We start from the raw sequence: 22,402 nt of genomic DNA, 5'->3' as shown, positions 1-22,402 counted from the left end.
CGTGTCCGCGACGACCGGCGCCGATCGGGCCGATGCGGCGGCGGCCGCGATCCGGCACCACTACGACGCGGGCAACGACTTCTACCGGCTGTGGCTCGATGCGTCATTGAGTTACTCCTGTGCGTTGCGCGCGAACGACACCGACACCTTGGAAGCCGCTCAGGAACGGAAATTGCGGTTCCATCTGGACGCGATCGGCGCCGACAGCGCCGCGGCGGTACTGGACATCGGGTGCGGGTGGGGCGCGATCCTGCAACGCCTGTCGCAGCAGCACGCGGTCGCGCGGTCGGTCGGGCTCACCCTCAGCGCCGAGCAGGCCGAGTTCGTGCGGTCGCGCGATTTTTCAGGCGTAGAAGTGCGGCTGGAGAACTGGGTGCACTACGAGCCGGATATCCGTTTCGACGGCATTATCTCGATCGGCGCCTTCGAACACTTTGCCCGGCCGGATGATTCGCCTGCCGAGAAGATCCGGGTGTACCGGGAGTTCTTCACCCGCTGCCGCAGCTGGCTGAACCACGACGGCGTGCTGTCGCTGCAGACGATCGTCTACGCCAACATGGAGCGCGAGCAGGCGAGCACGTTCATGCAGCGGGAGATCTTCCCCGACGCGGACCTGCCTACGCTCGCCGAGATCGCGGCCGCGGCCGAAGGCGTCTTCGAGATCCGCTCTCTCACCAATGGGCGCCTCGACTATGCGTGGACCTGCGAGGAATGGGCGCGCAGACTTCGGGCGAACCGTGCGGAAGCCACCGAGATCGTCGGCACCGAGATGGTCGCTCGCTACGAGCGCTACCTCAAGCTCTCCGCGCTGGGCTTCCGGATGGGCAAGATCGGCCTGCTGCGGCTGGTGCTGGCACCCTATGGCGACGGATTCTTCGCCGGCCGAGGAGTGCGGGCCGGATGACGGTGCGAACACACGATCAGGCCGAGCCGATTCGGCCACCAGTCCGGTTCAACCCCTTCAGCGCGGAGTTCCGCCGCGACCCCTACCCGCTCTACCGGCAGCTTCGTGAGGCACAGCCGGTGCACAAGACACTGGGGATGTGGGTGCTCACCCGGCACAGCGATGTGCGCGGGGTCCTGCACGACCGCTCGTTCGGTGCCGGACTGATTCCGCGGCTGGTCGGCGAGCAGGCCGAGCGACTCGGGCAGCACAATGTCGCGCGGATCGAGCGGCTGGGCCGGAAGTCGTTGGTGTTCACCGACAACCCGGACCATGCGCGGCTGCGCGGACTGGTGAATCGGGTGTTCACCGCTCGGGCGGTCGCCGACCTGCGCCCCCTGGTCACCCGGGTCGCCGAGGATCTGATGCGGCGAGCCTGGAAAGCGGGCGGCCTGGACGTGATCACCGAGCTGGCTGTGCCCTTGCCGGTGACGGTGCTGTGCGAATGGATGGCCCTGCCCGGCGACCTGCGCGAACGGGTCGGCCCATGGACCCACGACATTCGGTTCCTGCTGGAACCAGGGCTGATGAAGGCCGAGGACTTCGCGCGCGTCTGTGCGGTGGTCGAAGAGTTCGCCACCGCTTTGGAAGGGGTGCTCGCCGAGCGCCGATCGGGGCCCGGCGCCGACCTGATCAGTCGGCTGCTCGCCGCGCGCACGGCGGGTGGCGACATGCTCAGCGACGAGGAGCTGATCTTCGTCTGCATCATGTGTTTCGTCGCGGGCAACGAGACCACGAAATCCTTGATCGGTAACGGTGTGCTGGCACTGCTGCGGCATCCGGATCAGGCCGCGCTGCTGCGGCGCAGGCCCACGCTGGTCAGGGCCGCCGTCGTGGAGGCACTGCGTTATGACTGTCCGCTCCAGCTGACCAAGCGTCTGGCCACCCGCGACGCCGACATCGATGGAAATCGGATTTCGGCCGGCGACCAAGTCCTGGTGTGTCTGGGCGCCGCCAACCGTGACCCCGCCGTCTTCGACCGACCCGACGAGTTCGATCTGACCCGCACCGCCGGGGATCATCTCGCCTTCGGCTATGGCATGCACGGTTGCCTGGGCGGGCTGCTCGCCGAACTGCAGGCGGAGATCGCCTTCGAATACTTGTACCGGCACTCGCAGGACCTGGAGCTACCGGATGGCGAGCTGGAGTGGCAGGACCACAGTTTCATTGTTCGTGGGTTGAAAAACCTACCGGTCACACTCCGGAGCGTCCGATGACCGTCCCGCGATCGACGAAAACGTGGCTGCGGCAGGAGCGCGCCGAGGCGCCCGTACAGCTGGTCTGCATACCGCACGCTGGTGCGGGCGCGTCATCGTTCAACCGTTGGCTGGGCCTGTTCCCGTCGGACATCGCCGCGGTCCGGGTCCAGCTCCCCGGCCGAGAGGATCTGTCCGGCGAGCAGGCGCTGCGCCGCGTCGGCGACGCGGTGCACGGGTTGATGCCGCAGCTCGAGCAGATGGGCGGTGCGCGAGTGGCGATCTACGGCCACAGCATGGGAGCGCTGGTGGCGTTCGAGCTGGCCCGCGCGCTCGCGGCCGCGGGCAAATCTGCGACGCACCTGTTCGTTTCCGGCCGCCGTGCGCCGCAATTGTTTTCGAGCCGCACACCGATTCACCACCTGACCGAAAGCGATTTCGCCGCGGCGCTCACCGCGATGAACGCATGGGGTGCGGCGGGACGCAGCGTCGCCTTCCTGCGCTACGCACTACCACTGACCCGCGCCGACCTGGAGCTCTCCGAGGAATACCACTATCAGCCGCTGCCCGGGCTGGGCTGCCCGATCACGGCGTTCTACGGCACCGAGGACCCGGTGGTCGACCCGGCCGAGATCGCGGCATGGCACGAGCTGACCAGCGGCGGCTTCGCGATCCACGGATTTTCCGGCGACCACTACTTCCACCATCGGCATCGAGTGGCCATCGCGGCGGCGATGACCGCCGCATTGTTGTGAGGACCGACGTGCCGAACCCCATCCTGCTTCCGGACATCCTCCAGCGTCGCGCCGCGGACGAGCCGGACCGGACCGCCTACGTCTTCTTGGACGAGAACGGTTCGGAGACAACCACACTGACCTACCGCGAATTGCACGACCGGGCGCTGGCGGTGGCCGCGGAACTCGGATCCCGGTGCGCGCCGGGGGATCGCGCGCTGCTGGTGTTCCCGCAGAGCCTGGATTTCATCGTCGCGTACTTCGGTTGCCTCTATGCGGGCGTCATCGCGGTGCCGCTGAATCCGCCGCGCCGCGACAAGGTGCAGGAGGCGACGCGAGCCATCACCGTCGACTGCGGACCCGTCGCGGTGCTGACGCTCGGTGCGATGATCGCGACGCTGCAGCCGGCGCTGGCGCCGATCTGCGCGCCCCGGCATTGGCTTGCCGTTGACGACTTGCCCGCGGCGGGGATGGGCGTCACGCCCACCGTCGCCGAGCCCGACGACGTCGCGTTCCTGCAGTACACGTCCGGTTCCACCGCGGCGCCCAAAGGGGTCATGGTCACGCATCGGAACGTGATGGCGAACGAGGAGATGATTCGGCAGGCGTTCGGCCACGATCGGGACTCGACGGTGGTCGGCTGGGCGCCCTTCTTCCACGACCAGGGTTTGATCGGCAACGTGCTCCAGCCGCTGTATGTGGGGGCGACCAGCATCCTGATGTCGCCGACGACGTTCATTCGCCGACCGCTGCTGTGGCTGGAGGTCATCTCCCGGTATCGCGCGCACACCAGCGGTGGCCCCAACTTCGCCTTCGACGCCTGTGTCGCGCGTGCCGCGGGAGAGGTGCCGGAGTTGGATCTGAGCAGCTGGCAGGTGGCGTTCAACGGAGCCGAGCCGATCCGCGCCGAGACGTTGTCCCGGTTCGCGAAAGCCTTCGCACCGTACGGGTTCGATGCTCGGGCGCTGTATCCGTGCTACGGCCTCGCCGAGGCCAGCCTGCTCGTCGCGGGCAGCCGCAAAGGGCGCGGTCCGCTGACGTCCGACGTGGATCCCGAAGCACTCGGCCGCGGTCGCTACGCCGATGCCGCAGCGGACCGGTCCCGCACCCTTGTCGGCTCGGGGCGTGTGCTTCCGGAGCAAGAACTGCGCATCGTGGATCTCGAAACCGGGCAGCCCTGCCCGCCGGATCGGGTCGGCGAGATCTGGGTGTCGGGAGAGCATGTCGCACAGGGCTATTGGGAGAATCCCGAGGCGACTGCCGAGACCTTCCACGCACGATGCGCCGACGATTCCGCACGAACCTACCTGCGCACCGGCGACCTCGGTGTAGTGGTGGACGGTGAGCTGTATGTGGTGGGGCGGCTCAAGGACCTCATCATCGTTCGCGGGCGGAATTATTACCCGCACGACATCGAATACACCGTTCAGGCCGCGCATCCCGCGCTCCGGATCGGCGGTGGTGCGGCGTTCTCGGTGCCCGGGCGTGACGGCGAGAAGCTCGTCGTGGTGCAGGAGGTCAAGCGTGACGCGCTGGAGGCCGATATCACCGACATCGTGGGCGCGATCAGGACGGCGGTCGTCCAGGAGCACGAACTGACCATCGGCGAGGTGGTGCTGACCACGGCCGGCCAGGTGCAGAAGACCAGCAGTGGAAAGATCATGCGTTCAGCGGCCAGAAAACGGTATCTGGCAGGCGGATTCGGGACCTGGTCACCGCGCGGCGAAGAATCCGCGCAACTTCGAGCAAGGAGCTGAGCACATGCAGATCTGGCAAGCGGAAAACCCCGATTTCGAAGCGGCCGTGACGGGTGCGGTGCTCAGCATGCCCGCTGCCCAACATCTGGGTTTCGAATTCGGGCGGGTGGCTCCCGGCGAAGCCGAGATAGTCCAGCCGCATCGCAAGGAACTCACCCAGCACGACGGGTTCTTCCAGGGCGGCGTGCTCGGCTCCCTGGCGGATTTCGCCGCCGGTTCCGCGGCCGGCACCCTGCTGCAGCCGGGATGGGTGAACATGACGATCGACTACACGGTGAAGATCCTCGCCCCGGCGAAGGGCCCGAAGGTCGTCGCCCGCGGCCGGGTGATCAAGCCGGGCGCGCTCATCACGATCGCCGCGGCAGATGTCTACTCGGTCGACGGCGACAGCGAAACACTCTGTGCCACAGCACTTGTGACCATGCGAAACGTGAAGCTGTTCAAATCGGACCGGGAGTAGTGGCCATGACCTCCGACGCATTCGTGTTCGACCCGTTCGCCACGGGGTTCGCCGCGGATCCTTATCCCCACTATGCCCGGCTGCGCAGCACCGCACCCACGCACGAGCACCCGCTCGGGTTCTGGATCGTGACGAAGTACGAGGACGTCGCCGGGCTGCAGCGCTCGGCGCAATCCGTCGACGAGCAGTACTTGACCCGGCTGCCGTCGTGGAAGAGTGACAGCAGCAGGCTCGGCAAAGAAAACCGCATGATGCGCGGACTATCCATGCTGGACCGGGATCCGCCCGACCACACCCGCTTGCGCCGCCTCGTCGCCAAGGCGTTCACGACCCGCGCAATCGAGGCGTTGCAGCCAAGGGCCGAGGCACTCGTCGACGCCGCCTTGGACCGCATCGCCGAGGCGGGCACCGCGGATGTCGTTGCGGAACTGGCGTTTCCGGTGCCGTTCGGGATCATCTCGGAGATGCTGGGTGTCCCGGTAGTCGAGCACACCCGGCTGCGCGAACTCACCGCGATTCTGGTGCTGGCATTGGAACCCCTTTCCGATCCGGACCTGCAGGCCAGAGTCCGCTCGGCCAACCAGGAACTGTTCGCGATGGTCGGCGAACTGGTCCGCTGGAAACGCGCCGCCCCCGCCGACGACCTGCTGACCAGGCTGATCACCGCCGAACACGAGGGCGATGTCTTGAGCGAGGACGAACTGGTCGCCCAGGTCATGCTGCTCTACATCGCGGGCCATGAAACGACCGTGAACCACCTCGCGGGCGGGATCCTGGCCCTGCTGCGACATCCCGACCAGGCCCAACGGCTACGGGAAGACCCGGGACTGGCCGACAACGCCGTCGCGGAACTGCTCCGATACGACACCCCGGTGCAACTGATGCGCCGGATCACCGTCGAACCCCTGCCCATCGGCGGCGCGGAGATCCCGCCCGGCAGTTTGGTGCTCGCCTGTGTCGCCGCCGCCAATCGCGATCCGGAGTTCTGGGGAGCGGACGGCGACGAATTGCGCCTCGACCGGCCGAACGCGCAGCAGAACCTTTCGTTCGGTGCGGGCATCCACCGCTGTCTGGGTGCGGCGCTGGTTCGGCTCGAGGCCCGAGTCGTCTTCTCGCACTTCGTGGCGCGCTTCCCCGACGCTGCCATCGAGGAGCTGCGCTGGAACGGCCGGATCAATGTGCGTGGCCCCGCCGAACTATCGATCTCGGTGTAGCGCAAAGTTTTTCGGGAGACGGGCAGACTCATGCCGACAATTACGATCGATGGCGCACCGATCGCCTACACCGATACCGGAGCCCCGGCCGGCCGACCCGACGCGGCTACCGTGGTGTTCGGCCACGGACTGCTGTTCGGCGGCTGGATGTTCCAGCCGCAGATCGAGGTCTTGCGCGAGCACTACCGCTGCATCACGATCGACTGGCGAGGACAGGGCGCGACTGCGGCAACTACCCGCGGATATGACATGGACACCCTCACCGGCGACGCCGTCGCGGTGCTCCGGCGCCTCGAGGTTGCTCCGGTGCACTGGGTCGGTCTGTCCATGGGCGGCTTCATCGGGCAGCGAATCGCGGCGCGTCACGCAGCGCTGCTGCGCACACTGACGTTGCTGGACAGCAGTGCCGAGCCAGAGGATCCGAACAAGATCGGCGAGTACAAGCGGCTGGCGCTGGCATTGCGACTGTTCGGCGCCCGACCGATTCTCGGCAAGATCGAACCCCACCTTTTCGGTCCGCGTTTCCTCGCGAACCCCGCCAGCAAACCCGCGATCGACAAGTGGGCCGCCGGCCTGGGGCGCTGCGATCGTGCGGCCGTGCGCAAGGCGGTCCTCGGCGTTGCCGATCGTGTGTCGGTCGAGCATGAGATCACCGCCGTCACGGTGCCGACGCTCGTCGCCGTCGGCGCCGACGACACAGCGACGCCGCCCGCACGATCCGAGCGCATCGCCGAGTTGATCCCGGGCGCTCGACTGCACACAATCGCCGATTGTGGCCACACCAGCAGTCTGGAACAGCCGACGGCGATCACGGCACTGCTACAGGATTTCCTCGGCAACCATTGACGGATCCTGACCGCCGACGATGAGTCGGCCGATTGACCAGCGGGCAGACACCGGACAATATGAATCATGGGTGTCTGTCAGATGTACGAATGTCGAACTGCTCGATGCCGGTCGGGACGGACAGTCTGACGCGAGCTTCGAGTGCGTGACGAATCCGATGTGGCGCAGGCGCGCGTCTTCTATCGATTGCTCGAAGCCGAGGCCGTTGCCCTGGATGCGATGCTGCGAACTCAGCTGACCCGGCGCGGGGCACCGCGGGCGACCACCGAGGCCCGGTTGCTGGATCGCGAAGTGCGCGAGGTGCGCCGCTGCCTGGCTCAGTTGCTCGACCGATTTCCGGAACTGGGCTCGAACGAGCGCTGAAATCCGCTTGCCGACGCCATCCGCTCATCCGCGTCGATTCGAACATGTCAGCGATATCGAGGCATGGCAGGGGTGCTCCATCTGCGCGCGCGCCACTCGCTGCCGCTGACCCGCCGCGTCGAATGCCGTGCTGGAGTCCTGCGGGGTCGCATCGGCAGAATGTTGGCTATAGTTTTCTATAGTCAGATGCGATGTGAACGAATGAGGAAGGCAGACATGACCAGAATCGAAGGTGCTATCGCCCTGGTGACCGGCGGCCAACGCGGCCTCGGCCGAGCATTCACCGAGGAACTCCTGGCGCGTGGCGCGGCCAAGGTCTACGCCACCGCCCGCAAGCCCGAGGCGGGCGACGACTCTCGCATCGTCCCGCTCGAACTCGAGGTTACCGACCCGGATTCGGTTGCGGCCGTATCGGATCAGGCCACTGATGTGAATATCGTCATCAACAACGCCGGTGTACTACGCCCGGCGCCGCTACTGCATGCCGAAATGGCCGATGTGATCGAAACATTCGAGACCAACGTCTTCGGTCCCCTGCGCATCGCCCAGGCCTTCGCCCCCATCCTCGCCGCCAATGGTGGTGGCGCACTGGTGGATATCCACTCCGTGCTGTCCTGGAGCTCCGGAGCCGCGGCCTACGGTGCGTCGAAGGCCGCCCTGTGGTCGCTGACCAACTCCCTGCGCATCGAACTGGCGGCGCAGAGCACCCAGGTCGTCGGTGTCCACCTCGCCTTCGCCGAGACCGACATGGTGAAGGCCATAGATACCGCCAAGCTCAGCCCCGCCACGGTCGCCGCCGCGGTCGCCGATGGCCTGGAGCAGGGGGCGAACGAAGTTCTCGTCGATGAGTTCACCCGGCAGGTGAAGGCCTCCCTCTCCGGTCCCGTCGAAAACCTCGTCCTGTCCTTCCGTCGCTGAGACACCGCTTCGCCCAAAGGAATTCGCCATGCCGCTCTGGCACATCTACCATCCCGCGAACACCTACACCGCCGAGGACAAGCAAAACTTCGCCCGGGACATCACCGCCTACTACGCCCGCGTCGGCCTCCCGGAGTTCTACGCCGTGGCCCTCTTCCATGAACTCCCCGCCGACTCCTTCTACGTGGGCGGCAAACCCACCGCCGCCTCGGTGCGCATCACCATCGACCACCTGGCCCGGCAACTCGACGACCCCGAAATGCGAAAACGCATGACCCGCGGCCTCGACATGCTCATGGCCCCCTATACGCACGACCGCGGCCTGTACCTCGAATTCAATATCAACGAGGTCGCCCGGGACACCTGGATGATCGCCGGGCTGTTCCCGCCGCCGATCGGCAGCGATATCGAGCAGGCCTGGGCCGAGCAGAACAAGCCCATCCCGTACTGAAGCCGGTATGGCCGGAAGACGGGAGTCGGTGCCATGGCCCCGGCTCCGCGAGTGATAGGTGCGGGAAGCGGTCCGGCAATGTGGCCGTATGTCCCCGGCCGGATCGGGTGCGTGTCGATCTCGAATTCGGCAGTGGCACAGCCACCTTGGGGCTGGCGCCGTCAGGTGGTCAGTGCATCGTAGGCGGCGATCAGGATGCTCAGGGCTCGCATATTGTCGTCGGACCACAGCACCTGGTTCATCACGTAGGACACCGTCATGCGGTGCTCGAAATCGACGAGAACCAGGGAGCCGCCCCATCCGCCCCACGAGCAGGTGCGACCCTCGAGGCGGTAGCCCATGCCCCAGCGGATCGGCCGTTGCAGCACACGGTCCCGGCCGTGGAATTGTTCTTCGAATACGCGGTCGCAGCCGGGCTGCGACAGGAGGCGAACACCGCCGACGCTGCCGCCGCAAGCAAGTATCGACTGGACCGCGGCGACCGAGCGCGCGTTGCCGTGACCGTTGACGGCCGGGATCTCCGCGCGCCGCCACGCCGCGGTGTTGGCGTCGGACACTCCGACCGTGAATCCTTCGGGGCGGTCCCCCTCGGGCGCGGGGACGAGCGCGGCGACGCGATGGTCGTGCTCGGGGGCGAGTCCTATGTGGAAGTCCGCGCCCAACGGCGCGGCCACTTCCTCGGTGAAGAATGTGCCCACGCTGCGTCCGGTCACCCGGGCGATGACCTCACCGACGAGGAAGCCGAAGGTGATCGAGTGGTAACCCCCTTCGGTGCCCGGTTCCCATTGGGGCGACTGTCCGGCGAGACGCGCGGTGACGGTCGGCCAGGAGTACAGGTCGGTGGCTGCGACGGGGTCGTCCCATACCGGCAGCCCCGCGGTGTGACCGAGTAGATGCCGCACCAGCACATCGTGTTTGCCCGCCGCCGCGAACTCCGGCCAGTACCTGGCGACCGGCATGTTCAGATCGAGTTCGCCACGGTCGGCCAATATGAGCGCGCACAATGCCACCATCGTCTTGGTCGTCGACCAGACGTTGACGATGGTGTCCGCCTCCCACATCACGGTGCGATCCGCGTCGGCATAACCACCCCAGATGTCGACCACGGGTTCGCCGTCGATGTACACCGCCGCTGACGCGCCGACATCGTCGGCGTTCAGCGATGTCGCGAGTGCCTCGGCGACTCCGGCGAACCGCGCGTCGTAGGAACCCCGCACATCGGTAAACACGGGCCCACCGTAGACCGCGTTCACCCCACGGCACCAATGATTTTCACCGCCGCCCCCCTTGATGTGGACGGTGGAAACCGGGTCTTGTCGGGTGATCACGGCCCATGTTGTCGTGTTCTGCGAGGGCGCGTGACCGTTCGCCAGCGGGATGACGTCGAGAGGTGAGGGTGCGCGTGGAACAGGTGGAGCCGGTCGTGGCACGCCGCGCGGAGTTGGCCGAGGAGTTGCGGGCGTACTTCGGTTCGATCGCCGCCGCCGAATTGGGCAGTGACGACGATATTTTCGCGCTGGGGCTGGTCAACTCCCTGCGGGCACTGGAGATCGTCGTACACGTGGAGCAGACCTACGGGATCTCGGTCGAGGTCGAGGATCTCGATCTCGACAACTTCCGCACCGCGGCCCGCGCGGCCGCGTACGTCGAGCGCAAGCAGTCCGGGAACGGGCCGTCGTGATCGATGTCGAGAAGGTGGTGGCGGCCGCGGAATCGGATGCGGCCCAGTGGGATCGCGCAGGATTGCCCGACGAGATGATCACGCTCGCGGCCCGCGCCGGGCTGCTGGGTGCCGACCGGCCGGTGGCATTCGGTGGTGCGGGTCTGGATGCGCGTGAACTCGGTCGAATCGCCGCGACGCTCGGGGAATACTGCACGAGTCTGCGATCGCTGGTCACGGTGCACGGCATGGTCGCCGCCGCGCTGGATCGGGGGGGAACCGCCGAACAGCGCCGCGACTGGCTGCCCGTGCTCACCGCGGGCGAGGTCGTTGCCGCGCTGGCAGCGACCGAGGCCGGGGCAGGGACCGATTTGGCGGGTGTCACAACAACTTTCGAGGCCGAGGGTGCGGACCGCATCGTGTCCGGGCACAAGCTGTGGGTGACGTTCGGCCAGGTCGCCGATGTCTTCTTGGTACTCGGCACGGCAGCCGGTGGGCTGTGCGCCGCACTCGTCGAGCGCGACCGTCCAGGCGTTTCCGTGCAGCCGGTCGAGGGGCAGCTCGGCATGCGTGGCGCCAGGGTGGCGCACATTCGGTTCGACCGCGTGCGCATACCCGCCGCGCAACTGATCGCACCGCCGGGATTCGGCCTGTCCCATGTCGTCGGCACGGCCCTGGACCACGGGCGGTTCACCGTCGCGTGGGGGTGTGTCGGGATCGCGCGAGCCTGTCTCGCCGCCGCCGCCGCCGCGCACGCCGCCTCCCGCGTCCAGGGCGGTACCGCACTCGCCGAGCATCAGGTGATCCGCGCGTCGCTCGGCCGCTGCTGGGTGGATGTCGAAGGCGCACAAGCGATCTGCGAACGGGCGACCGACAACCGGATCGCCGGATCTCCGCATGCCCTCGTCGCGACGATCGCCGCGAAGTACGCGGCGTCCCACGCCGCGGCCGCGGTGAGTGAACGGGCGGTGCAGGTACTCGGCGCGGCGGGGTGCGCTCCGGACAGCCGCGTCGGCAGGTTCTACCGCGACGCGATGGTCATGCAGATTATCGAGGGAGCACAGGAGGTCGCCGAGGTGACCATCGGCGAGCACGTACTGCGAGGTGCGCGATGGTGAACGGTCCGGTCCGGCTCGGTCCGGTGGCGACGTGGTTCCCCGCCTGCTCCGCGCGGGTGGCCACCCTGGCCGAACTGGATGAACTTCCGGCGCACCGACGAGAACACGCGCTGGCACTCGGCATCGAATCGGTTTACACCGCGGGCGAGTTGTCCGAGGTGGACCTGGCTGCGACGGCGGCGACGGCGGCATTGGCCGAGGCGGGGCTCGAAGCCACCGACATCGACGCGCTGCTGCTCGTCACCGGACGCGCGCCGCAGTACCTGCTCGCATCGGAAACGACGCGGCTGCAACACCGGATCGGCGCCACTCGCGCCTTCACCGCAGGCGTGGGCGACCTCGGGTGCGTATCGGTCTCCGCCGCGCTGACCCTCGCCGCGGCGCTGCTGCGCGCCGATGCCGGGTACCGCACGGTGCTCGTCGTCGCCGCGGCCAAGACCCCGACCCGCAACCGCTACCGCCCGCCCATGACGCTGCTCGGCGACGGCGCGGCCGCGCTGCTCGTCACTGCCTCCGGCGACGGGCGCTGGGAGTTCGTCGACCAGATCCTGCGCAGCGACGGCAAATACGCGGACCTGTTCCGAATCGACTACCGCGACACGCCGTCGGCGGCGTGGACCGAGGAATGCGCCGACGAATCCATCTACTCGTTCCGGCTCGCGGTCGAGAGCAAGAAGCGGTTCGACGTCATCATTCCGGAGTTGCTGCAACGCAACGGCATCCGGCTCGGCTCGGTCGGGCCGATCCTCATGCAGAACCTGTCGGGCGGTGCCTTCGCCTTCTGGGAGGAGGCCCTCGACGCCACGATCGACGAGGCGTGCCGGAGCAATCTGGCGGCATACGGCCACCTGGGTTCGGTGGACATGCTGGTCAACCTGGAGTCCGCGGCGGCCACCCACACCTCCGGTGAGTATGCGCTGCTGTTGAACAGCAGCCCGGTGGCCGCGTGGAGCGCCGGCCTGATGCGGAGGGGATGAGCGATGGCGGCAACGGTGAAGTGCCTGGTCTGGGATCTCGACGACACTGTCTGGCCCGGCGTAGTGCTCGAATCCGACGGCGGGACTCCGAAACCCGAAGTACTACGGGCGATCCGGACCCTCGACGAACGCGGAATCCTGCACGCCGTCGCGAGCCGCGGCGAATTATCCGCTGCCACAGCACATTTGCGCCGGCACGGTATCGAGGACATGTTCTCGGCGGTCGAGATCGGCTGGGGCCCGAAGTCGGCGGCGATCCGCCGGATCGCCGAATCGCTGAATATCGGGCGCGAGACCGTGGCATTCGTCGACAACGATCCGGTCGAACTGGCCGAGGTGGCGAACTCGTGCCCGGAGGTCCGGTGCTATCCGGCCGATCGCATACCCGACCTGCCGAATCTTCCCGAATTCACGCCCGAGACGGTGACATCCGAAGCGCGGCACCGCCGGTCGTACCATCGCGCGGAGCGGGCCCGCAGCGTCGACGAGGCCGAATTCGCCGGATCGGATGCGGACTTCCTCACCTCGCTGGGCTTGGTCATGACCGTGCGCACGGCATCGGAGGCGGACCTCGCCCGGGCCAACGAGCTGACCATCCGCACACACCAGCTCAATACCACCGGGGTCACCTTCGACCTCGACGAACTCCGGGAACTGTGCGCGTCACCACGCCACGAGGTGCTAGTGGCATCCCTGCGCGACCGATTCGGCGGCTACGGCACCGTCGGGCTGGCGGTCTCGGAGATCCGCGGCTCCGACTCGGTGCTGCTCCTGCTGCTCATGTCCTGCCGGGTGATGTCACGCGGCGTCGGGACGGCGCTGATCCGGGAAATCGTCCGGCGTGCGCGCGGCCGGCAGGCGTGCGGCCGCGGAATTCGTGGCGACCCCGGTCAATCGGGTGATGCTCGTGACCCTGAGGTTCGCCGGATTCGAGGTGCTCGAGTCCGACGGCGACCGTGTCCTGCTCGTCTGCACGGTGCCACCGGAGGACATCAGCGGAACCGGCCATGTCGAGGTGATCCGATGAGCACGGCATCGCGTAGCGATTCCATGAGGGGTGGTGGCCGGGTGACGGGTGGGCGCACGCCGTCGCATAGCGATTCGGACCTGCTGCGGGGAATCCTCCACCAGGCCCAGCGGGTACCCGACCGCATCGCGCTGGTGGTGGGGGACCGGTCGCTCACCTACCGCGAACTCGACACCGCCACCAGGCATCTCGCCCGCAGGCTGGTCGCTGCCGGCGTTCGGCCCGGACAGACGGTCATGGTGTACCAACGGCAGAGCCTGGACACCGTGATCGGCATGATCGCGGCTTTGCGCGCGGCCGCGGCGTGGTGTGTGGTCGAACCGGGCCGTCCCGCGTCGGCGGTGCGTTCGGTGGTGGCGGTCGCGACCTGTACCGCGCTGATCATCGATGGGCGTGATGATGCCACTCCGCGTGACGAGGTGGCCGCGCTGGTGACGGACACGGCGGCAGCGGTGCTCGATATCAGCGAGGACACCGAGCCACCCGCGGTGGCACTGCCGGACCAGCCGCCCCTGCGCGCGCCCGCGTACGTCATCACCACCTCCGGCTCGACGGGTGAGCCGAAGGCGGTCGTCGTTTCCCGGGCCAACCTTGCCACCTTGATCGGCTCACGAAACTATCCGTACACCGACGGCGAACTCGTGACATTCTCGGCGATGCGCCTGATCTGGGACGGCTCTCTCTCGGCACTGGCCTGGGCGCTCACCCTCGGCGGTACCAGCGTGCTCCCCGACGCCCGGAGGCTGCCCGATGTCGACGCGGTCGCCGAACTCGCCGTCCGCCATGGCGTATCGCATTTCGTTGCGACGCCCTCGTTCTACCGGCTGCTGCTGCCGCGACTGGGTGAGCTGAAGTCGACGCTGCACATCGTCACCCTCTGCGGCGAGCCGGTAGGGGTTCGCCTCGTCGAGCAGCACCGCGAGGTTCTGCCCGCGACCAATCTGCACAACGAATACGGCCCGACCGAGGTGACCGTCACCTGCATCTGCCACGTCGTACCGGAGGCGCCCCAGCCTGTCGTGCCGATAGGCACACCGACCGACGGCACGGCGGCACACATTCTCGACCGCTCGCTGCGGCCGGTCCGCTGGGGCACACGCGGCGACCTGTACCTCGGAGGTGGACAGGTCGCCGACGGTTATGCGGCACAGCCCGGACTGACCGCGGCCCGATTCGTGGCCGACCCGTTCTCGACCGAGCCGGGCGGGCGCATGTACCTCACCGGAGACCTTGCGCGGCTCGACGGAGACGGCCACATCGAATTCCACGGGCGGGCCGACAGCCAGGTGAAGGTCCGGGGCGTGCGGGTCGAACGCGCCGCGGTCGAGGCGGTGCTGCAAGGACATCCCGCCGTGCACGAGGCGGTCGTGCTGGATGCGACGGACTCCGACGATGCCGTGTACCTGGCCGCCTTCTGGGTGCCCGCGGCCGCCACGGCGCCGACGCCCACCGCCCCTGAGCTGACCGGATACTGCGCGGAACACCTTGCGCCCGAATCGGTTCCGGAACGGTTCGTGGCGGTCGATACCCTGCCGATCGCACCGGGAAGCAGCAAACTCGACGATGCCGCGCTGCGTGCGCCGCTGCGCTCCCGTCCCGAACGGCGCACAGCCCCGTCACGAGACGGCTGGACCGAGCACGAACGGGCGATCGGCGAGATCTGGTCCGAGGTGCTCCTGCACGACGAATTCGACCGTGGTGACCGGTTTTTCGACGTAGGCGGCAACTCCCATCGGGTGGTCGCACTCCATCTGCGCCTCGAGGCCGGGTGGCCGGGCGCGATCTCGGTGGGGATGCTGTTCGACCTCGACACCGTGGCCGCACAGGCGGGCGCGCTGTCGCTGGATCCGGCGACCCGATTCGAGTCCGAATCGGCGGACAGCACGCCATTGGCTTTCGAGGTGTGAGGACACCGTAACCGTGAATACAGCAAGCAACGACGACATCGCGATCGTCGGCATCGGAGTGCGCTTCCCCGACGCCTCGAACCTCGGCGAATTCCGCGCGAATCTCGCCGACGGCCGGGACTCGATCGGGCCGATGCCGGACGCCCGCGCGGAGGCGACCGCATTGGACCGCACCGTCGGCTACCTTCCCATGGGGCATCTGGCCGATATCCACACCTTCGACTACGCCTTCTTCGAGCTGTCCAAACGCGAAGCGTCGCTGATGGATCCGCAACAGCGCATCGCGCTCGAACTGGCGCACCGGGCGATCGAGGACGCCGGATACGCGCCCGCCACCCTGCACGAGGCCACGACCGCGGTGGTGTTCAGCGCACCGATGCCCACCTACCACGCCATGGCGGTCGATCCCGGCCCGCTCAGCATGCTGGGCAACCTGCCCTTCGGCGTCACGGCCCGCATCGCGCACCTACTGGGGCTGACTGGTCCGTGCTACGCGATCGACAGCGGCTGCAATGCCTCGCTCATCGCCGTCCACCACGCATGTCGCGAGTTACGTTGTGGCGACGCGGATTACGCGCTCGCGGGCGGGGTCAGCGTGGGCGCCGGCGGATCTCCGGAATGGACCGCGCAGACGATGACGGAAATCGCCTCGCCCAGCGGACAGTGCCGGGCGTTCGACGTCGACGCCGACGGCACGGTGCCCGGCGAGGGCGGCGCCGCCCTGCTGCTGACCACGCTCGGCCGTGCCCGCGCCGATCGCACGCCCGTCTACGCCGTCATCCGGGGCAGCGCGGTGCTGCACAACGGGCACGCCTCCGCGACGATCAGCACCCCCAGCGCCGCCGCCCAGGCGCGGGTGATCACGAAAGCCTGGCGGAATGCGGGCGCCGATCCGCGCGATGCCGGATACCTCGAGGCGCACTGTCGCACGACCGACTCGAAACAGTCGGCGATGCTCGCGTTTTCGATATCGGTGCGCTTGCCGCGTCCGGCGGCCACGAGCTCGATCCGGCGCGTGGGCTCGAACAGAGCGACTCGCCCGACCAGTGACTGCTGTCGTTCGGCGAGCGCCTCGCAGGCGGCCAGGACGGCAAGATCGACGAACGGCGAACCGAATTGGTGCTGGACGATCTCGACGGCGCGGCCGCGGCGACCGACGATGACAGCGACCTCGGTATCGCCATCGCCCCCGACGCGGTCGCGACACTCATGTTCACATCCGGGTCGACCGGAGCGCCGAAGGGCGTGGAGGTGACCCACCGCAATATCGTGGCGCGGGCGCGCGATCGCGTCGGCCGAAGCGACGGGCACGAACGGGTGCTGATGCATCTGCCGTACACGTGGGACATGGTGGTGTACGAGCTGTGGCTGCCGCTGCTCACCGGACGCACCGTGGTGATCGCGCGGCCCGGCGTGCTCGATGTTCATGACTACGCGCACGTGCTGCGCGCGGGACGTGTCACGTCGATGCTGTTGTCGGCGGGCCTGTTTCACCTACTGGCCGAGCAGGCTCCGAACGAGCTCGCCCGCCTGTCGGAACTCGCGGTGGCCGGGGACGTGCTGTCGCCGCGGGCCGCCGTGGCCGTGCGCCGCGGTGCGGAACCGCCTGGGGTGCGGAACCTGTACGGACCCGTCGAGGCGACGAGCTTCGCGGTGACCTTCTCGATCCCCGACGACGCGTCTCCCGAACTGCCCGTCCCGATCGGGCGTCCGGCCGACAACACCCGTGTCACGGTGCTCGATTCGGCGCTGCGGCCGGTACCCCCCGGTGTATCCGGGGAAATCTATCTGTCCGGTACGGGACTCGCCAACGGCTACCACCGGGCCGCGGCCTTCACCGCGGAGCGGTTCGTGGCCGACCCGTACGGACCGCCCGGTGCCCGTATGTACCGCACGGGTGACCTCGGCCGATGGGACGGGGCCGGTCCGCTGCATTTCCTCGGCCGCGCCGATCGGCAGTTGAAGATCAATGGATTCCGGGTCGAACCCGGGGAGGTGGAAGCGGCGATTCGACGCGAGCCCGGCATTGTCGCGGCGATAGTCACGCTGCGGCGGGCCGGTGGCGGGCAGTCACTGGTCGCGCATGTTGTCGGGCGCGACGGGGTCGACACCGCGGCACTGCGGACCCGGCTGGCCGCGAGCTTGCCCTCCTACCTGGTGCCGTCGGTGCTCGTGCGGGTTGACGAACTGCCGTTGACCAGCACGGGCAAGGTCGATATCGGCGCGCTCCCGATGCCGACGGGCGCTGCTCCCGTTCCCGTCCGAACACCGCGTCAGCAGGTCGTCGCGGCAGCCTTCGCGCAGGCGCTCGGCGGCCGGGAGATCGGAGTCACCGACGACTTCTTCGCACTCGGCGGCAACTCCCTGTCCGCGATTCGCGTTGTCGCCGCTGTCCGGTCCGCACTCGGCGTCGAGGTGTCGTTGCGCGATCTGTTCGAGTCACCGACGATTGCCGCGCTGGAGCAGGCGCTCGATCGGCGCGGGCACGGCACGGAGACTGCCCGGCCGGGCTTCGCGCACGTCCCCCGCACCGACGCGATCCCGCTCTCGCCCGCGCAGTCGCGCCTGTGGACGGTGAACTATCTCGGCGCGCAGCAACCCGACTACCTGATCGCGACCGCGCTCGACATCCATGGACCGCTCGACGCGGCGGCAGTTCATGCGGCGATCGGCGATCTGGTCGCCCGGCACGAAATCCTGCGCACCGTACTGCCGTATGCGGTGGACAGCCCGGTGCAGCGGATTCTGCCGATCGGTTCGGCACAGGCGGATTTCCGCATCGTCGACGCCGACGGTATCGACAGTGTCGAGCGGGCAATGGAATCCGAGATGCTGCGCGGGTTCGACCTGACGGTGCAGCAGCCGATGCGAACACGCCTGTACCGGTTGGGGCGCGAGCATCACGTCTTGTTCGGGGTGGTCCATCACATTGCCGGCGACGGCGAATCCATGGGCATTCTCCAGCGTGATTTCCTGACCGCCTACCGGGCGCGGGCCGCCGGGCAGATACCGCAATGGCCCAGTTCGGCAACGCAATTCGCGGACTATGCGATGTGGTTGCGGCAGCTGCTCGGTCCGGAGACCCATGTGCTCGAGCAGCAGACGCGGTACTGGCGCACAGTGCTCGACGGCGTGCCGAAACATCCGGTGCTCCCCGTCGACCGTCCCCGCGCCGATCGGCGGGCGAATACGGCGGCGGCGGTGCCCGTTCTCGTCGACGCCGACACCCATCGCAGGCTCGCCGGGACTGCCCTCGACTACCGCGTGAGCATCTACATGCTGGTGCACACCGCGCTCGCGATAGCGCTGAACGGTCACGGCGCCGGCACCGATCTGCCCATCGGGGTGGCATTGAGCGGACGCGATTCGGAGGGGCTCCAGGATGTCGTCGGGTGCGTGGTCGACACCGCGGTGGTGCGCCTGGACCTGTCGGGTGCGCCCACCCATCGCGAACTCGTCCATCAGGTCCGCGAGCGTGTCCTCGGTGCGTACGAAAACAAGGAGTTCCCCTTCGATCGCCTTGTCGCGCTGGTGAACCCGCCACGCTCCCGGACCCATCATCCGCTGTTCCAGGTGATGGTGACCTATCTGCGCGGATTCGACACCGGCACGGCCCCGGATGGATTCGCGATCCGGCACCGGCCGGTAGCGGTGTGCCGAACCCCTTTCGAGCTACTGCTGAACCTGCGGGAGGAATACCACCCCGACGGACAATGCGCCGGAATCCGCGGCGAGATGGTCTACGCCGCCGAACTTTTCGATCAATCGACGGTCGAGTGCGTCGTCGCCGCGATGACCACCGCGCTGGAGGCGATGTGCGCCACCCCTGATGGCGGGGCTATCCCTCGAGGAAACGCAATAGCTCGGCGGTGACGAATTGGGGATTCTCCTCGACGAGCCAGTGCCCTGCATGCGGCACGTCGACCGCCTGCACGATGTTTGTCACGCGCGCGGCCACTGTGGCTCGGACCGCGTCGAGTTGCCCCTGGGCGGTCATGACCAGGGTCGGGACTGGTGTCGGTGCTGCTGCCATGGTGTCGTGAACGTCCTTGTCGAGGGCGGTAGCCATCGCGCCCGCGGATCCGAGGAGGCGGTGCGTCGGCGGCCGGGTTGTGGTGATCATGTGTTCCTGTCCTGGAGTAGAAGTCAGCGCCCGGTCGTGCCGTCGATCAGCTCGCGCAGGATGTCCGCGTGGCCCGCGTGGCGACCGGTCTCCTCGATCATGTGGGTGAGTGCCCAGCGGAGGCTGGGAGCGGGACGGCCCGGCCGCGGCCGAGGGACCCTCGCGCCGAGATCGGTGCAGCCGTCGAGTATTTCGTTGGCACGCTCGACCGCAGCTCGGTAGCGGGCGACGATATCGGCCACGCTGTCGGCCGGCGCGGCCTGGAATGTCGCCTGCCAGTCGATGACGTTGTCGCCGAGGAACATCGAGCGTTCGACGAAGGTCAGATGCTGGAGCAGCCCGAGCAGGTTCGTGCCCGACGGCACTGCGGCTGTTCGCACCTGAGGTTCGGGGGCGCCCTCGACCTTCGCGGCGATCGCGGCCCGGAGGTAGTCGAGGAATCCGCGCAGGATTTCGGTCTCGCTGCTTCCGGTCGAGGGCGGCGGGGTGTCGCCGCGGCGTTTGCGGCGCGTGGTGGTGCTCATCAAGCCTCCTGTGGTCGGCACGCGCCCAGTCTTGCCACGCTCACTACGACCTGGCACGCGATCTTGCTGTTCCGGCAAGATGGCCTCGTGGATCGCGAAACGGACGACGTGCTCGACGCGGTGGGGCCGCGGCTGCGTGCGCTGCGGCGCGACCGCGGCATCACCCTCGCCGACCTCGCCGCGGCAACCGGCATATCGGAGAGCACCCTGTCCCGGCTGGAGAGCGGGCAGCGCAGGGCGACTCTCGAGTTGCTGCTGCCGCTCGCCCGCACCTACGACATTCCGCTGGACGACCTCGTCGGCGCCCCACGCACCGGCGACCCGCGGATACACCTGAAGCCGATCCGGCGATCCGGGATGATCTTCGTGCCGCTGTCCCGGCGGCCCGGCGGGATACAGGCGTTCAAGATGATCATTCCCGCTCAGCCGGAATCGGTCGAACCGACCCCGCAGACTCACGAAGGCTTCGAATGGCTGTACGTGCTCAACGGTCGCCTGCGGCTGGTGCTCGGCGAGCGCGACATGACATTGCCGCCGGGTGAGGCCGCCGAGTTCGACACGTCCTTGCCGCACTGGCTGGGCAGCGCCGACGGCGGTGTGGTCGAACTACTTATCCTGTTCGGCCTGCAAGGAATGCGTGCGCACGTGCGCGCCGAACCTCATCGGTCGTCGCACGGCGGTAGCAGGCGATGAGCTCAGCGAAATAACCGTCAGCGCTGTGTTTCTGCGGCGGTCCGCAGGTCGGCCAGCCAGGCTTCGAGACCGGCACCGAGAAAGTGAGTTGAGGTCGGCACGTCCGCTTCGACCTGTGCTCCGTTCCAGTTCTCCTCGGTGCGCACCAGGACGCCGCCGTCCACCGGGGTGAAGGTCCAGACATGAATTCCGCCGTCGATGCGCATCCCGTCACCGATCGCTGGTCCGCTCCAACGGATGCACCGCGCGGGCTGCAGCTGCTGGACGGTGGAGGTGATTGTCAGGGTGGTCGCGGGGGTCGTGGCGGTGGCGGGGGCAGGAGTGGTCCATCGGAACTGCGAACCAGCCTGCAGCGGCCCCGAATCCAGACGCTCGATGCTGGTGACCGGCTGCTGCCAGGACGACCAGCGTGCTACGTCGGTCTGCAGATTCCAGACGACGTCCAGTGGCGCTTTGATCAGGGCCTCGGTCCGGTAATGAATCGGTGCGGCAGTGTCGATGCCCGCACCCTCGCAGGTCAGCGGAGTCGAGTCGGCTGGGCCGTCGGCATGTGCAGAGGTGATGTTGGCGCTCAGGAATGCGGCGGACAACGCGATCCCGAGCAGGGCGGCCCGCCCGCGGCGACGGATGGTGCCGGACTCGGCGTGCGCGTTCGGGGCGCTGGAAAGGCGAGTGTCGTTCATGGTTCTGCTCCTCATCGACGGGCTCATCCGAATTGGTGAGCATCTATTGCAATGGTTAGAGGCTATAACGTTCTTGCCGTGAGAAGCAAGAGCAAAAGTGATACCTTCTAACCGATGAGCGTGGCGGATAGCAGGGAAGGGAGCGGTCCATGGCAAACCCCGGTGCGAAGACCCCGCGGGAGCGCTATCGAGTGCAGATGCGGGCGGAGATCAAGCAGTGTGCCTGGCAGCAGATCGCCACGGCGGGGGCGTCCGCGCTGTCGCTCAACGCCATCGCCAAACAGGTGGGCATGAGCGGCCCCGCTCTCTACCGGTACTACGCCAGCCGCGACGAACTGATCACAGAACTCATTCGCGACGCCTACCGCAGCCTCGCCAACACCCTGCGCGCGGCCCGAGACTCCAGCGCCGACCTGGCCGGACTGGCTTACGCGCTACGGGAGTGGGCCTTGGCCGACCCGCAGCGATACTTCCTCATCTACGGCACGCCCGTCCCCGGCTACCGCGCACCCGACGACACCACCGAGATCTCGAACGAGATCATGACGATGCTGATCGAGGCATTCTCCGCGCTGCCCCCCGACCCACGCACGACACCGTTCGACACCCACCTCGAACACCATCGCCGATGGGCCGGCGACCACTCGGTACCGACCACAACTGTGCACCGAGCGGTGTCCTTCTGGACCCGGCTGCACGGCGTCCTCTCCCTCGAACTCGCCGGGCATTTCACCGGAATGGAGTTCGACCCGGCCCTGCTGTTCGCCGACGAACTCGACACCCTCATCACACGCTGACCACGCCGCAG

At 67.7% G+C, this 22,402-nt stretch carries 21 protein-coding genes and 1 pseudogene; 18 read left to right on the top strand and 4 right to left on the bottom strand.

From position 1 onward, the window contains the following. The first annotated feature begins 1 nt into the window (after window position 1). The 10 genes from ACZ60G_RS40655 (at window position 2) to ACZ60G_RS40610 (ending at window position 8,882) form a co-directional block, all read left to right on the top strand. The gene (locus ACZ60G_RS40655) at window positions 2-904 is read left to right on the top strand and encodes a class I SAM-dependent methyltransferase (protein WP_465817296.1); all 903 of its coding nucleotides are present in this window, start codon (window positions 2-4) and stop codon (window positions 902-904) included. Next, window positions 901-2,160 (top strand): cytochrome P450, encoded by a 1,260-nt coding sequence (locus tag ACZ60G_RS40650; protein WP_465817295.1) that lies wholly within the window; start codon window positions 901-903, stop codon window positions 2,158-2,160. Before ACZ60G_RS40655 ends, ACZ60G_RS40650 begins: the two co-directional genes overlap by 4 nt. Beyond that, window positions 2,157-2,894, top strand: coding sequence for a thioesterase II family protein (locus ACZ60G_RS40645; RefSeq protein WP_465817294.1), 738 nt, complete (start codon window positions 2,157-2,159; stop codon window positions 2,892-2,894). Before ACZ60G_RS40650 ends, ACZ60G_RS40645 begins: the two co-directional genes overlap by 4 nt. An 8-nt stretch (window positions 2,895-2,902) precedes the next feature. Beyond that, a complete protein-coding gene (locus tag ACZ60G_RS40640) occupies window positions 2,903-4,630 on the top strand; it encodes a fatty acyl-AMP ligase (RefSeq protein ID WP_465817293.1) in 1,728 nt (575 codons plus the stop codon). Between the two features lie 4 nt (window positions 4,631-4,634). Then, the gene (locus ACZ60G_RS40635) at window positions 4,635-5,090 is read left to right on the top strand and encodes a PaaI family thioesterase (protein ID WP_465817292.1); all 456 of its coding nucleotides are present in this window, start codon (window positions 4,635-4,637) and stop codon (window positions 5,088-5,090) included. Between the two features lie 5 nt (window positions 5,091-5,095). Beyond that, window positions 5,096-6,304 (top strand): cytochrome P450, encoded by a 1,209-nt coding sequence (locus tag ACZ60G_RS40630; RefSeq protein ID WP_465817291.1) that lies wholly within the window; start codon window positions 5,096-5,098, stop codon window positions 6,302-6,304. A 30-nt stretch (window positions 6,305-6,334) separates the two neighbouring features. Next, window positions 6,335-7,150, top strand: a complete 816-nt coding sequence (locus ACZ60G_RS40625) for an alpha/beta fold hydrolase (protein ID WP_465817290.1) — start codon at window positions 6,335-6,337, stop codon at window positions 7,148-7,150. Between the two features lie 141 nt (window positions 7,151-7,291). Continuing rightward, window positions 7,292-7,513: a hypothetical protein gene (locus tag ACZ60G_RS40620; protein ID WP_465817289.1), complete on the top strand. Its 222-nt coding sequence runs from the start codon at window positions 7,292-7,294 to the stop codon at window positions 7,511-7,513. 216 nt (window positions 7,514-7,729) lie between these two features. Next, window positions 7,730-8,431 (top strand): SDR family oxidoreductase, encoded by a 702-nt coding sequence (locus ACZ60G_RS40615; protein WP_465817288.1) that lies wholly within the window; start codon window positions 7,730-7,732, stop codon window positions 8,429-8,431. Between the two features lie 28 nt (window positions 8,432-8,459). After that, window positions 8,460-8,882, top strand: coding sequence for a tautomerase family protein (locus ACZ60G_RS40610; RefSeq protein WP_465817287.1), 423 nt, complete (start codon window positions 8,460-8,462; stop codon window positions 8,880-8,882). A 161-nt stretch (window positions 8,883-9,043) separates the two neighbouring features. On the opposite strand, the gene ACZ60G_RS40605 is transcribed toward ACZ60G_RS40610, so the two are convergent. Continuing rightward, window positions 9,044-10,111 carry a serine hydrolase domain-containing protein gene (locus ACZ60G_RS40605; RefSeq protein ID WP_465817286.1) on the bottom strand — a complete coding sequence of 356 codons (1,068 nt, stop codon included), beginning with the start codon at window positions 10,109-10,111 and terminating at the stop codon, window positions 9,044-9,046. A 173-nt stretch (window positions 10,112-10,284) separates the two neighbouring features. Between ACZ60G_RS40605 and ACZ60G_RS40600 the strand changes: the two genes are divergently transcribed. From ACZ60G_RS40600 to ACZ60G_RS40575, 6 genes and pseudogenes are all read left to right on the top strand, one after another. Beyond that, on the top strand, window positions 10,285-10,563 hold the full coding sequence (locus tag ACZ60G_RS40600; RefSeq protein ID WP_465817285.1) for an acyl carrier protein: 279 nt from the start codon (window positions 10,285-10,287) through the stop codon (window positions 10,561-10,563). Then, window positions 10,560-11,660: an acyl-CoA dehydrogenase family protein gene (locus tag ACZ60G_RS40595; protein ID WP_465817284.1), complete on the top strand. Its 1,101-nt coding sequence runs from the start codon at window positions 10,560-10,562 to the stop codon at window positions 11,658-11,660. Before ACZ60G_RS40600 ends, ACZ60G_RS40595 begins: the two co-directional genes overlap by 4 nt. Then, on the top strand, window positions 11,654-12,637 hold the full coding sequence (locus ACZ60G_RS40590) for a beta-ketoacyl-[acyl-carrier-protein] synthase family protein (protein WP_465817283.1): 984 nt from the start codon (window positions 11,654-11,656) through the stop codon (window positions 12,635-12,637). Before ACZ60G_RS40595 ends, ACZ60G_RS40590 begins: the two co-directional genes overlap by 7 nt. A gap of 3 nt (window positions 12,638-12,640) precedes the next feature. Then, window positions 12,641-15,571 (top strand): amino acid adenylation domain-containing protein, encoded by a 2,931-nt coding sequence (locus tag ACZ60G_RS40585; protein ID WP_465817282.1) that lies wholly within the window; start codon window positions 12,641-12,643, stop codon window positions 15,569-15,571. A gap of 13 nt (window positions 15,572-15,584) precedes the next feature. Continuing rightward, window positions 15,585-16,493, top strand: a pseudogene (locus ACZ60G_RS40580) (beta-ketoacyl [acyl carrier protein] synthase domain-containing protein); the annotation flags it as partial. 197 nt (window positions 16,494-16,690) lie between these two features. Then, window positions 16,691-19,444 carry a condensation domain-containing protein gene (locus tag ACZ60G_RS40575; RefSeq protein ID WP_465817306.1) on the top strand — a complete coding sequence of 918 codons (2,754 nt, stop codon included), beginning with the start codon at window positions 16,691-16,693 and terminating at the stop codon, window positions 19,442-19,444. Here the strand turns inward: ACZ60G_RS40575 and ACZ60G_RS40570 are convergent. Beyond that, window positions 19,410-19,694, bottom strand: a complete 285-nt coding sequence (locus ACZ60G_RS40570; RefSeq protein ID WP_465817281.1) for an alpha/beta fold hydrolase — start codon at window positions 19,692-19,694, stop codon at window positions 19,410-19,412. The genes ACZ60G_RS40575 and ACZ60G_RS40570 overlap by 35 nt on opposite strands. A gap of 23 nt (window positions 19,695-19,717) precedes the next feature. Continuing rightward, on the bottom strand, window positions 19,718-20,218 hold the full coding sequence (locus tag ACZ60G_RS40565; protein ID WP_465817280.1) for a DinB family protein: 501 nt from the start codon (window positions 20,216-20,218) through the stop codon (window positions 19,718-19,720). A gap of 87 nt (window positions 20,219-20,305) precedes the next feature. Between ACZ60G_RS40565 and ACZ60G_RS40560 the strand changes: the two genes are divergently transcribed. Further along, on the top strand, window positions 20,306-20,911 hold the full coding sequence (locus ACZ60G_RS40560) for a helix-turn-helix domain-containing protein (RefSeq protein ID WP_465817279.1): 606 nt from the start codon (window positions 20,306-20,308) through the stop codon (window positions 20,909-20,911). A gap of 17 nt (window positions 20,912-20,928) precedes the next feature. On the opposite strand, the gene ACZ60G_RS40555 is transcribed toward ACZ60G_RS40560, so the two are convergent. Next, window positions 20,929-21,594 (bottom strand): SRPBCC family protein, encoded by a 666-nt coding sequence (locus tag ACZ60G_RS40555; protein WP_465817278.1) that lies wholly within the window; start codon window positions 21,592-21,594, stop codon window positions 20,929-20,931. Window positions 21,595-21,743: 149 nt separating this feature from the next. On the opposite strand from ACZ60G_RS40555, the gene ACZ60G_RS40550 reads away from it, so the two are divergent. After that, entirely contained in the window at window positions 21,744-22,391 is a 648-nt protein-coding gene (locus ACZ60G_RS40550; RefSeq protein ID WP_465817277.1) for a TetR/AcrR family transcriptional regulator, read from the top strand. Window positions 22,392-22,402 lie beyond the last annotated feature (11 nt).

This window comes from Nocardia sp. NPDC102475 (assembly GCF_055584605.1).
The sequence above is the reverse complement of the archived record's forward strand: the minus strand, read 5'-3'. Positions and strand labels throughout refer to the sequence as shown.